Source organism: Roseofilum sp. SBFL (genome assembly GCF_017746885.1).
Classification (GTDB): Bacteria; Cyanobacteriota; Cyanobacteriia; order Cyanobacteriales; family Desertifilaceae; genus Roseofilum.
In genome coordinates this window covers 1-11,340 of the sequence record NZ_JAGHZH010000028.1, presented here as the reverse complement: position 1 = coordinate 11,340, position 11,340 = coordinate 1, and the positions used below count along the sequence as shown (strand labels likewise).

Here is an 11,340-nt window from a genome sequence, read left to right as displayed (position 1 = left end):
GTGCTTTTTCCATGAAGTGAAGCTTAGTTAAACTCTTTCTTACATTAGATCACAAATATTGTAAAATAGGAGAATCCGATAGATTAGAAAGCAAGAAAAGCCGTCCTTTTAGGACGGGGTTTTCAACCCATTTTTCTGATACAGCGCTTTGCGCTGTTATGAGGGACAGTGTTGAATCCTCAAAGCTATGTACCAAAAGCCTATTCCCTATTCCCTATTCCCTAGCGCAAAGCGCTATAATTAATGCCTTTTCATTTACATCACAGTTCTTGCGCGATCGCCAACTGGAGCGGATCGATCAGTCGCATCTAGCAGAAGAACTCAAAGATCTGGGCAAAAGTGAGAAACGGGCGATCGCTAGTCTTACCTCAACTAGGGAATCAGCTCGCATTCAAACATCCGATTAGCAATTTGTGGAGCAACACGATTAATAAATTCTTCGCGCACTTGTGGATTGCTCCGCAGCATTTCTATTGCTTTCTTTTGCAATGCTGCTTCCGGACCTGTAGCCTGACTCGGATCGGTAGACTTGATTTGTGATAAATCTTCGCAAGAGGAATTTACGAATTTTTGGGTAACTAGATTTGTCGCCACATCCATTAACATTTCTTGAGAGGGTTGAGGCTGGGATAATGATGCACAACCATAGAGCAGAGCAAAGGTAGAGACCCCACTAAAGATGAGCAAAGACAAATGCTGTTTCAATTCGACTTTCATGGCGATCGCCTCTATACATATATCGAAAATACTATCGTAAAGCACTGTAAAGGCAGATGCCAAAGAGGATGCGATCTTGCTCTGTCTGGAACCCGACCTCAATGTCATTACAAGAGCAACTGGAGATCGTGGCATATGACCGAGAAATTCAACCAGAGGTTGCCACTATCAATCGCGAAATTTAATGAACTTGAATGGGATGGTTTAGCTCAAAGATAACGATTCAACCTGTGCTAGAGTAGCGAACAATGCAACAGCACAAGCGTTATGGAAGCTTTAACCGATCTTTTTCTTCTCTCGGATCTCTACGATCGCGACTATTGGCCAGAGAATGAGGTATAGAGATGTTTTGCAGACAATTGGAAGGCCTGCCCATAGCGATCGCAAGTAAGGGTTCTGGCATTAAAACCCTAGGGCGAAGCACTCGGCGCTTCAAAATCACTCGCCGAGTGTCGCTCGTGGAGTTGCTCCTCTTCGGGACCCCATGTACGGTTGACCCTGCGTCCTCGTTGCACGGCTGGCCGGGAGGCAATTTCCTCCGCCCACGTCATGATATGGGTATAAGATTGTACGTCTAGAAACTCACCTGCATCGTAAAGTTTGCCCAATGTCAACGACCCATACCACGGCCAGATGGCGATATCAGCAATGGTATAATCCTCACCGCAAATATACTGCTTATCTGCTAACTGCCGGTTGAGGACATCAAGCTGACGCTTAGTCTCCATGGTAAACCGGTCAATGCAGTATTTAATTTTCGTCGGTGCATAACTATAAAAATGGCCAAACCCACCGCCAACATAGGGCGCTGAACCCATCTGCCAAAAGAGCCAGGATAGGCATTCTGTGCGTGCAGCAGCTTCAGTGGGTAAGAAGGCGGCAAATTTTTCCGCCAGATAGAGCAGGATAGACCCCGATTCAAAGACACGAGTTTCGGGGGTTGTGCTGTGGTCAACCAGAGCCGGAATCTTAGAATTGGGATTAATGGCGACAAAACCACTGCCAAACTGATCCCCCTCCTGAATTTTGATCGGGTAAGCATCGTACTCAGCTTCAGAAATACCCAGGGCTAACAATTCTTCGAGCAGAATCGTCACTTTTTGACCATTGGGGGTAGCCAGGGAATAGAGTTGCAGGGGATGATTGCCTACGGGTAATTCTTTCTCATGGGTAGGGCCAGCAATGGGACGATTGATTTTTGACCAAGTTCCTCCAGTGTCGGTATCCGGTTGCCAGACTTGGGGAGGGGTGTAGGTTGATGGTGTATCCATGGGTTATCTTTAGAAGTTATGATTACTTTTCTTCAATTTTAAGGGGTACTTTTTCCAGCTCTGGTAACTTGACCAATTCTTCTTCCATTTCTTCCTGCTCGATGCTCACCGGTAACATCAAGGGTTCTGATTCTTCTTGTATCAAAGCACTGGCTACAGGTAGAATGTCTTCTAAGTCGTCTTGAGGTCTGGGAATGATATAAATGGCATGAAGTTCTCCAATTCGTTGAGCCTCATAGACTCCAGATTCAATGGCCATGGCTACATCAGCGACTGACCCCCGGATAATAGCGGTACAAAGTCCAGAACCAATAGTCTCAAAGGACATGAGTTCCACATTGGCTGATTTGAGCATGGCATCGGCCGCACCAACCATGGGGGGAAAGCCAACGGTTTCGAGTAATCCTACGGCTTGACGGCTATACCGGTTTTCTCGGTTATGAGCAGTCACTTCCATAAACTGGGGATTAATGGGAAAAATGACTTCCAGATTGGGTAAGGGTCTAGGAATGACACTACTGCTGACGAGTTGATCGAGGCCAAAGTCCTTGGCGGTTTCCGACCCATATTCTACGGCTAATCGAATATCTGCGATTCTTCCCCTGGCGATCGCCGTACAATATCCATTACCAATCTTTTCAATGCCCACCAAAACTACCTCTGCCGCCTTAATCATGGCATCGGCAACCGCAATTACAGCCGGAAAGCTCCGGGTTGACACTAAACCTAATGCACTTCCATTGAGAGTATCGAATCGACTCATGCTCTTGACTTGAGAGGGATATCCATCACCTGCACTCCTCTACTATTAGTATAGAGGCCCAATGGTGGAACTCCATCGATTTATTTACCATTATCCTCAGAAACTGGAGAATCTTGTATATTTCCATCCAATTGTTGACGATGGGGAAACAAGGTCGCCATTAACCGTTGCAGATGCTGCTGCCCATAAACTGGGGAATTTACCGATGCTGAAGTCGGGTCTTCTGTCGATGAATCTGTAGATGTTTGGTCTGAGTTAGGAGAATCTAAGTTACTCGTTGTACGAGTTGTGGGTGGATTGGCAATTAAATTACGGGCGATCGCCGAATGAATCGAAGCTTGAGTCGCCGAAGGATTAGATTGAGGCACTTCACCCGTAATTTTAGACTCTTGAGCTTGAGGTTTAACCTCTGGTTCAGGTTCAACTTCAGGTACAGACTCCACTGGCTCCTCCACCTGCTGATTCTCCGTTTCCGAACGTCCGCGATCGCCCAATAACGAACCCGGAGGAACCACCCGCTCTGACTCCACTGAGCAATTAAACACCGTTGAAACCGGTCCTATACAAGCCCTAGCGCCAATGGTTCCCGAACCCACCACTAAGACTCCTGCACCTAAGATTGCTCCTTCCTCAACCCTTAAGGTTCCCCCATCAGCATGGAGAACCACCCCCATACCAATACAAGCACCTGCCGCGATCGCAATCCGACTTTCAGGATTCGCGATCAGTGCCACACCAGGAGCTACCACCGCGCTAGGGTCAATGCTCACCTCCCCATCAATACAAGACTTTTGGTTATGAAGAGGTTGCCAAGGCATAACCGCCATAATACTATTGAACCTCATCGTTGCAGCACATTTCTAGATCGAACCTCAGTCCGAAATCCATTTCTTAGAGGAGAAAACCCTCCCCCATTTTTTCCGTCTGCTGATTCTCTTCAGTACATTAGACCCCTTGCATAAGTTGATAGCCAGTCAATACTAATGCAGTCATCATCTATTTTTATGACCATTGCTAGCCTGACTTCTGCAAGAAGTCTATTAAATCAGGACTTACGGGCGTTGAATCACCGATTCAGCTACGCGCCGTTTCGCCGTCGTATCGATACCCAACATCCGTACATATTCCCCTGCATGTTCAGCCAGGCAAGCTTCCAAACCAGCGATCACATCTGACTCACGGCTCGATTCAATTGGGGTACAACTCTTCCAAGATCCCGTTTTATAGCGTCGTTTATCTGCATGTTCCGTACCAATCTTGTAGCCTTGGGCCAGCAAGGCACGCACTTGCTCGATCGCCTCAGCACTCAGTTTTCCAGAATCTACTGCTACCGAACTACTAGCGCGAGCTACTGGATCTGGAGAAGTAGCGATACTCGACGCACCATTACTACTCGGAGCCACCCTACCATCCGGTCGCTGAATCACTTCTTCTAAAACCCGGCGTTTAGCATTGGGGTCAACCGCAATCAAGCGTACATATTCCCCTTCACAATCTCTCAACACCGCTTCAATGCCATTCAAAACGGCTGTGGGACTGGTTCCCGTAATCGGAGCACCGGTAAGCCAGGAACTGGTACGGAAGCGTCGTTTATCCGCATGTTCCGTTGTAATGCGGTATCCTTGATTAACCAATTGTTTTACTTTTGAGTTCAAATCAGCAGCCACGCCTGCACCATTCGAGGATGAACCATTTTGACTTATTGGAACTCTTGAGGTGGCTGGAGTACTGGTGCTAGCAGTACCGGGTTGGTCACCTGGTTTTTGAACAATCGTTTCTAGGACACGCCGTTTTGCTTTTGGATCGATACCAATCAGGCGCACATACTCACCTCCATGCTCTGCCATACAAGATTCAACTGCTGACAATACGGCTGTAGTATTATTTGAATCGATTACCGGGCAGCTCTTCCAAGAGCTAGTCCGGAAACGGCGTTGATCGGCATACTCTGCCCCGATTTTATAGCCTTGGGCGAGTAACTGTTTAATTTGGGTTTCGGTTTCTGAATTAAGAGTTGTCATATTACTTTGGGTTTGACCATTACTAGAGTTGCCCAATGAGTCGCCCGATTCATGGCGAATGGGCGTAATACATTCGATATTGTCGGCACATCGATACCCAGCTCTGAGGGCATCATTAATGCCTACCACATGGCTGGCAAAAGCCACATCACCTTTTTGCACATCTGGCAGGCGATTGGCCTGCTGTTGATTGGTAATAATTGATCCAGAAGGCACATACTTACCTGGGGGAATTTCCACATCTTGGATCAAAGCGTGCATCATTACGATGCATCCGTGACCAATTCTGGCGTTGAAGACTGTAGAGCGGAAACCAATAAAACAATTATCTCCCACGTAGGCCGGCCCATGTACCAGGGCCATGTGGGTAATAGAAGAATGATTACCAATCCAAACGGAATATTTCTGGCCATCATCCCCAACCACTCGGCCTTCTTCTAGACCATGAATAACTACCCCATCTTGTACATTGGTATAATCTCCAATATAGAAAGGAGCGCCTTCATCAGCTCGGATAGACGTGCCGGGCGCTACTAAGACGTTCGTTCCAATATGGACATCACCAATTAGATTCGAGAAAGAGTGGACATAAGCACTACTATCAATTTGCGGTTCCGCTAAGTCCTTCGACCAAGGGGTGGGGGGAGCCGCACTGCTCCGTGTCTGGTTAAGCACAACCATAATAATGATTTTCCTCCTATAGCGATTTTGTCTCTGGTGTCATGGGGTTAATTGGGTCGAGTTTCGGATGTTATCCGACCTCAAAAGGGTTCTGATTGATTAAACTGAGATAGATACAATGCATACCGCCCTCGACCAACCCTGACCCTTGAGGACTGAACATTAATAGGTATCTTTTTTGCTATAGATTCGTGAATTTCCCACGGTTACCGTGTCAATAATTCCGACAACGGTTGCATCTATAGGACGATTTTGGGTTCCTTCAATTTGGCGAGCTGCACTACCACGACTCACCAGAACCCATTCATCTAACCCAGCTCCCACACTTGGATCTGCGGCTACCTCATATTCAGGAAGAAGGCGGCCTTGCTCATCTATCAACTGCAACAGCAAAAACTTAGACCCTCTAAGACTCGGATCTTTTTGGGTGCTAACGACTGTGCCACAAACTTTAGCAACTTGCATGGATCGAATATCAGATCCTTACGAACGACTTGACCGAATAGCATTAGTACTTTCGGCAAATTGTTGTACGTCTTCGGTGTAACGAATGGGGAGTACATACTCCAAGTTTTCGTGGGGACGAGCAATGATATGGGTAGAAAGGACTTTTCCGCCATTGACGCGCCTAATATTATCTACTCCAGCAGCAACAGAAGCTTGTACTTCAGATACATCGCCTCTAACAATCACGGTTACTCGACCACTACCAATTTTCTCATATCCAACCAGGGTGACGCGAGCGGCTTTTACCATTGCGTCGGCTGCTTCTACAACGGCAGGAAAACCTAGGGTTTCTACCATTCCAACTGCAATTGACATTGATTCAAAACTCCTAATGTTTTCAATGGAGATGGGTAAGTATGAGGGTGAAGTTGAGTAATAATTGCTAACTCAACTTCGTCCTGTTTTGGCTTTCAACGGTACTAGTAGCTTCGGAACTGCTCCACCGCTTCGGTATAACGGATGGGAAGAACATACTCTAGGTTTTCGTGGGGTCTGGCAATAATGTGAGTCGATAAAACTTCTCCTCCATCAACCCGCTTGGCGGATTCAATCCCCGCAGCTACTGAAGCTTGAACTTCCGATACATCTCCCCGGATAATGACGGTTACCCGACCACTCCCAATTTTTTCGTATCCAACAAGGGTCACACGAGCAGCTTTTACCATCGCGTCAGCAGCTTCGACGACGGCAGGAAAGCCTAATGTTTCTACCATTCCAACGGCTATGGGCATTGTTAATCTCCTGATCTGAAAAAGCGAAAGATAGCACTAGGACACCCAATTTTCCTAGGAAAGCAAAATAGTTTTTTGCTTCTCTATTAAGGATATGGGAAGCATGACTCTCCTGGCAATAGAATTAATCATAATAACCCTTGATTTGATTAATTAACTTTTGTGATGCCTTAACAGAAATTAATTTTTTATTAAAAAACTTAAGATACAATGATAGATCAACTTAATTCACGAGATAAGATATGTAAATATACTTAATGTAGTTGGCAGGGGACAATTATTGTGCCAGTGATGAGCCACACGATCGCAACAGCATTTTGGGGTAGGCTAAGGGATGGGATCATCCCTTAGCTGTAAGGCACGGCAGGGATCAAGAGTGTGCAAATGTCAAGAAACTCAGATTAAAAGTTTAACCAAATTATTAAAATACAGCCAATTAGACCTTTAACGTAACCTATGTCTGAATATTTCTTAGAAACAAGTTGGTACATTCCATTCTATGGTTTGATCGGAGGCATTCTTACCTTGCCTTGGTCAACTCGGATGGTGCGTCGTACTGGGCCTAGACCAGCAGCATACTTTAATCTGCTGATGACAGTTTTGGCCTTTGTGCATGGATTAATTGTCTTTAATCTGGTTTGGGATAGAGAACCTCATTTAATTGTTTTTCACTGGTTAAAGGTGATTGATATTGATTTTTCCCTAACCTTGACCATTTCTGCCGTGAGTTTAGGGGCAATGTCCTTAATTACGGGATTAAGTCTATTATCGCAACTCTACGCTCTGGGATATCTAGAAAAAGATTGGGCACTGGCACGTTTCTTTGCCATGATGGGCTTTTTTGAAGCAGCGATGAGCGGAATTGCCCTGAGTGACTCTCTCTTGCTGACCTATGGTTTATTAGAAATGTTGACCCTATCAACCTATCTCTTAGTGGGCTTTTGGTATGCCCAACCTTTGGTGGTTACGGCGGCAAGAGATGCATTTCTGACCAAGCGAGTGGGTGATATTTTATTACTCATGGGTTTGGTGGCTTTGGGAACAACCGCAGGAACCTTGGATTTCGATCGCCTCTATATCTGGGCTGAAACGGCTGAATTATCCCCTTGGTTTGGCACTCTCCTAGGGTTAGCTTTGATTGCAGGACCAACAGGAAAATGTGCCCAGTTCCCCTTACATATGTGGTTAGATGAGGCCATGGAAGGGCCAAACCCGGCTTCGATTTTGAGGAATTCGGTAGTGGTAGCCTGTGGTGCTTATGTATTAATCAAGCTACAACCGATTTTAGCCCTCTCTCCAGTGGCTTCTGCTACGTTAGTCGTCATTGGTATTTTAACGGCGATCGGCTCGTCTTTGGTCGCCTTAGCACAAGTGGATATTAAACGCGCTCTATCGCACAGCACGAGCGCTTATTTGGGATTGGTATTTATTGCCGTGGGAACGCAGTGGACAGGGTTCGCGCTGATGCTACTGTTTGCCCATGCGATCGCCAAAGCCTTATTGTTTATGAGTATTGGTTCGATTATCCTCACCACCAATAGCCAAGACTTAACCGAGCTAGGGGGACTACAGTCGAAAATGCCAGTTACCACCACTTCATTTCTGGTTGGTAGTGCAGGTTTAGTCGGAATTTTACCCCTCGGTGGTTTTTGGGCTTTGCGCTTGGGTGCGGATAACTTTTGGTACTACGAACCTTGGTTATTGGTCGTCCTGCTCTTAGTCAATGCTTTGAGCGCCCTGAATTTAACACGCGTTTATCGCCTCGTCTTTGCTGGAGAAACCCAACCTAAAAGCCGACGGGCACCTGAAGTGGCTTGGCCCATGGCTGTACCCATGGTGAGTTTAATCATCATTACCTTAGTCTGTCCCTGGCTCTTACATCAATTATCCCTAATTCCCAATTGGGGTTATGTTCACAAAATTACGGTTATTCTGGTGATTATGTCAGGTTTAGCCGGATGTCTAATTGGTGCCATCATTCCCCTACCCAGAACATTAGCTCGGTCAATTATCAAACCGCTTAAATTTATCCAAGATCTACTAGCGTATGATTTTTATATCGATCGCCTCTATCGCATGACCGTTGTCTTTGCTGTAGAACAATCGGCTCGACTTACTTCTTGGTTCGACCGCTATATCATCGATGGTTTAGTCAACCTCGTAGGTGTGGTTACCCTGTTTAGTGGAGAAGGTTTAAAGTATAGTTCAGTCGGGATTGGCCAACTTTATGTCCTGACCATTGTATTTAGCGTTGGCTTTCTGGTTACACTGATCGGTTGGTTTGTCTATGTGCATCCTTAACAGCGCTTTGCGCTGGGGAATAGGGAATAGGGTTGTGGTACATGGAGAGAGAGGATTCAAGCTTGTGTTTCATAACGCAAGCAAAGTGCTGTATTACAGACACAGAGATGACTCCCTATTCCCTAGTACAAAGTGGTGTAACTGGAAGAGTTACCCGTACTTCTGTACCTTGTCCACTCTGAGAAAACAGGCGAATATCTCCATTATGCTGTTGAGGATTTGGTTATTTTCTTCTAATTGATCATAGGTATGAATATAATCGAGGATCAGTCCAGTTAAAGGAACGAGATAGGCAATGATTTTGAGAAAGTGGGCGATATTAAAGTGATTATCAAATAGGGCAGTGGAACCAAAGGCCATGTGGAGTTGGGTGGCCACATTAGGGATGGTGCTAATAATGAGGGCATGGGAAAACAGACTAGGATATTTGTGGTAGAACTGCGGATAAATCCAGAAACCACCGAGCAAAAATAGGATGAGGGGAATCAGATCCCAGGGCCGGGTGAAGAGAGTGCCAGGATACATAGTTTCTGGAAGGGTATTGCTGGTGGCGCAGAGGTAGATAATTTGGTAAGCAATGAGACCAAAGATGAAACTGATAGCAATAACGATATGAAACTTACGTTGCCAGCGTTGAGCGTTGGGGAGAAGTAAGAGGCTAACTCCAGCTAAGGCGATTAGCACATTAAATAGACGGCAAATTGCCCAAGTGAAGGGAATAAGGTTGTGGTTATCAGCAACGGCTGGGATCAGGCGATCGGCCGCTAGGGTATGGAATGCATCCATTACTCCAGCAAAGAAGAGGGTGATTCCGAGAACAGGGGTGGTTACGTCTTGGTGAATTTTGAAGTGGGCAAAGGCCAGAACTACGGTAAATAAGGCTGCACAAAAGGCACTCCATTCTAAGATCGTATGGGTAAAACTTCCAGATAGGGTATGGTGCAGGGTATCGATCAGTTGATTAGAACTGAGGTTAGCGGCTGCTTCTAGATCGAGTTCTGGGGGATAAGTACCAAAATCTAATCCCATCAGGTTGAGGGTGATGGGAAGTAGGCAAATGCACAGTATAACGATCGCCAGTTGACGAGGTAAATATAATGGTTGCTTTGAAGTTTGTCTTGGAAGAATAAGGGTCTGCGATCCCCAAACAAGCCGGAAAATTGGCAAAGGGAATTAATGAGGAAATCGGTTTTAATCAAGGTTTCATCCTATCCTTAGGACAATAATCAGGAACATTGAAGCTATCTGGTATTGATGATGTATCCTGTAACTTCTGAGTTATGCAACCATCAGCATGTCAGATTAAAATACAGAAAACCCTGACATTTGTCAAAGATAGGAGGGTGTAACAGTTGAGTATTAACAGTTACAGGACGTTCAGCTCAGAAATCTACTGCTACAAGATATTTTGATTGCATAATTAAATGCATACTCTAGATTACCAATGAGATTACGGGCAAGACAGTAGCTAGATTTACTAAATCTGGGTCGAAATTTGAAGAATACGTTAACATGGGGGCGATCGCTTCCATAGATTGCCCTTATTTGAATAAATCGATCAAAATTTGGGCAGGTTTAGCAAATCGATTCAATTGGTTGTAAGCTTCTATGAGCCGTGCCCCTTCAACTTCGATTTCCGGTGTTGGATATTTTTGCAGGGTTTCCAATAAGGTAATTTCTCCATCTTCACTAGCCGATAAAATTAAAGCAGCTCGGAGCGCTTGAGTATTTGCACCTTGGGAAGGTGTATGGACAATTTCCGCTACCCGATCCAGAATTTTACGCCCGATGGTGCTATTTAAAGCTCTATCGAGAAATACAACATCAACACTGATGGGTGCAGTTAACAGGGTACGAAAATCTTCAGGGTTTTGCCCGAGGGTTTGTAAGTTGCGTTGCAGAGCAGGAGTCATTTCTCCAGTTTCAGCAAACGTGGTTAATTCTGCGACAGAGAGAGATCGCCGAAAGACAGAATACTTAAAGACAACGCGCTCTGCCCCCCAACCTGGAAGGGAGATCAAGGGAGAGGTCAGAGCGATCGCAAAAATGGCTATCCAGGATTTCATCAGTACAATGGAATTAAAATCTAATCATTCAGGACAATTTCAGCCTGACTTTAGTTTCCATACTAATCCAATTCCCTAAGTTACCAATTACCATCGCATGAGAGAGCTTTATCCCCCCATTGAACCCTATAACCAAGACTATTTACCCCTCTTCTGTCACTCTCCGAAAAGCTAAAGCTTTTCGGAATCGTAGAGTGTAGACAAGGCAGGCGATCGCGCCATTTTTTCTGCATATCAATTCCCAAGAGTATGCATATGGGCAAAAATGAGATCGCCACACCC

Annotated in this window: 13 protein-coding genes; 2 read left to right on the top strand and 11 right to left on the bottom strand. The window is 45.5% G+C overall.

Translation table 11 applies throughout. The features are described 5' to 3' along the window. The first annotated feature begins 158 nt into the window (after positions 1-158). Positions 159-407: a DUF29 family protein gene (locus J7545_RS02935; protein ID WP_318719111.1), complete on the top strand. Its 249-nt coding sequence runs from the start codon at positions 159-161 to the stop codon at positions 405-407. Here the strand turns inward: J7545_RS02935 and J7545_RS02930 are convergent. The 8 genes from J7545_RS02930 to J7545_RS02895 form a co-directional block, all read right to left on the bottom strand. Beyond that, positions 373-780 carry a hypothetical protein gene (locus J7545_RS02930; RefSeq protein ID WP_318719110.1) on the bottom strand — a complete coding sequence of 136 codons (408 nt, stop codon included), beginning with the start codon at positions 778-780 and terminating at the stop codon, positions 373-375. The two genes, J7545_RS02935 and J7545_RS02930, sit on opposite strands and share 35 nt — an antisense overlap. Positions 781-1,127: 347 nt before the next feature. Further along, positions 1,128-1,988, bottom strand: a complete 861-nt coding sequence (gene yghU, locus J7545_RS02925) for a glutathione-dependent disulfide-bond oxidoreductase (protein ID WP_318719109.1) — start codon at positions 1,986-1,988, stop codon at positions 1,128-1,130. A gap of 22 nt (positions 1,989-2,010) precedes the next feature. Further along, positions 2,011-2,751 (bottom strand): BMC domain-containing protein, encoded by a 741-nt coding sequence (locus J7545_RS02920; RefSeq protein WP_318700410.1) that lies wholly within the window; start codon positions 2,749-2,751, stop codon positions 2,011-2,013. Positions 2,752-2,831: 80 nt separating this feature from the next. Then, complete coding sequence (locus J7545_RS02915; protein WP_318700411.1) at positions 2,832-3,569, bottom strand: hypothetical protein; 738 nt, start codon at positions 3,567-3,569, stop codon at positions 2,832-2,834. A gap of 234 nt (positions 3,570-3,803) precedes the next feature. Further along, positions 3,804-5,453 (bottom strand): ribulose bisphosphate carboxylase small subunit, encoded by a 1,650-nt coding sequence (locus J7545_RS02910; protein ID WP_318700412.1) that lies wholly within the window; start codon positions 5,451-5,453, stop codon positions 3,804-3,806. 162 nt (positions 5,454-5,615) lie between these two features. Then, complete coding sequence (locus tag J7545_RS02905) at positions 5,616-5,918, bottom strand: EutN/CcmL family microcompartment protein (RefSeq protein WP_271940154.1); 303 nt, start codon at positions 5,916-5,918, stop codon at positions 5,616-5,618. Between the two features lie 18 nt (positions 5,919-5,936). Next, complete coding sequence (locus tag J7545_RS02900) at positions 5,937-6,275, bottom strand: carbon dioxide-concentrating mechanism protein CcmK (protein ID WP_318700413.1); 339 nt, start codon at positions 6,273-6,275, stop codon at positions 5,937-5,939. A 104-nt stretch (positions 6,276-6,379) separates the two neighbouring features. Further along, positions 6,380-6,691, bottom strand: coding sequence for a carbon dioxide-concentrating mechanism protein CcmK (locus J7545_RS02895; protein ID WP_318700414.1), 312 nt, complete (start codon positions 6,689-6,691; stop codon positions 6,380-6,382). A 456-nt stretch (positions 6,692-7,147) separates the two neighbouring features. Here J7545_RS02895 and J7545_RS02890 point away from each other — a divergent pair, with 456 nt between their 5' ends. After that, positions 7,148-8,992: an NAD(P)H-quinone oxidoreductase subunit F gene (locus tag J7545_RS02890; RefSeq protein ID WP_318700415.1), complete on the top strand. Its 1,845-nt coding sequence runs from the start codon at positions 7,148-7,150 to the stop codon at positions 8,990-8,992. A gap of 150 nt (positions 8,993-9,142) precedes the next feature. Here J7545_RS02890 and J7545_RS02885 read toward each other — a convergent pair whose 3' ends face one another. The 3 genes from J7545_RS02885 to J7545_RS02875 form a co-directional block, all read right to left on the bottom strand. After that, positions 9,143-10,021, bottom strand: a complete 879-nt coding sequence (locus tag J7545_RS02885) for an MASE3 domain-containing protein (protein ID WP_318700416.1) — start codon at positions 10,019-10,021, stop codon at positions 9,143-9,145. A gap of 512 nt (positions 10,022-10,533) precedes the next feature. Further along, positions 10,534-11,058 (bottom strand): alpha/beta hydrolase, encoded by a 525-nt coding sequence (locus J7545_RS02880; protein WP_318700417.1) that lies wholly within the window; start codon positions 11,056-11,058, stop codon positions 10,534-10,536. 80 nt (positions 11,059-11,138) lie between these two features. After that, positions 11,139-11,340: hypothetical protein (locus J7545_RS02875; RefSeq protein WP_318719108.1), on the bottom strand; the 202-nt coding region annotated here is incomplete at its 5' end.

Excerpts from the sequence above, each read along its gene's own strand:
- J7545_RS02895 (WP_318700414.1), bottom strand. The coding sequence starts at position 6,691 with ATGCCCATAGCCGTTGGAATGGTAGAAACATTAGGCTTTCCTGCCGTC.
- J7545_RS02900 (WP_318700413.1), bottom strand. The coding sequence starts at position 6,275 with ATGTCAATTGCAGTTGGAATGGTAGAAACCCTAGGTTTTCCTGCCGTT.
- J7545_RS02890 (WP_318700415.1), top strand. The coding sequence starts at position 7,148 with ATGTCTGAATATTTCTTAGAAACAAGTTGGTACATTCCATTCTATGGT.
- J7545_RS02880 (WP_318700417.1), bottom strand. The coding sequence starts at position 11,058 with ATGAAATCCTGGATAGCCATTTTTGCGATCGCTCTGACCTCTCCCTTG.
- J7545_RS02905 (WP_271940154.1), bottom strand. The coding sequence starts at position 5,918 with ATGCAAGTTGCTAAAGTTTGTGGCACAGTCGTTAGCACCCAAAAAGAT.
- J7545_RS02935 (WP_318719111.1), top strand. The coding sequence starts at position 159 with ATGAGGGACAGTGTTGAATCCTCAAAGCTATGTACCAAAAGCCTATTC.
- J7545_RS02915 (WP_318700411.1), bottom strand. The coding sequence starts at position 3,569 with ATGCCTTGGCAACCTCTTCATAACCAAAAGTCTTGTATTGATGGGGAG.
- J7545_RS02885 (WP_318700416.1), bottom strand. The coding sequence starts at position 10,021 with ATGGGATTAGATTTTGGTACTTATCCCCCAGAACTCGATCTAGAAGCA.
- yghU (WP_318719109.1), bottom strand. The coding sequence starts at position 1,988 with ATGGATACACCATCAACCTACACCCCTCCCCAAGTCTGGCAACCGGAT.
- J7545_RS02910 (WP_318700412.1), bottom strand. The coding sequence starts at position 5,453 with ATGGTTGTGCTTAACCAGACACGGAGCAGTGCGGCTCCCCCCACCCCT.
- J7545_RS02920 (WP_318700410.1), bottom strand. The coding sequence starts at position 2,751 with ATGAGTCGATTCGATACTCTCAATGGAAGTGCATTAGGTTTAGTGTCA.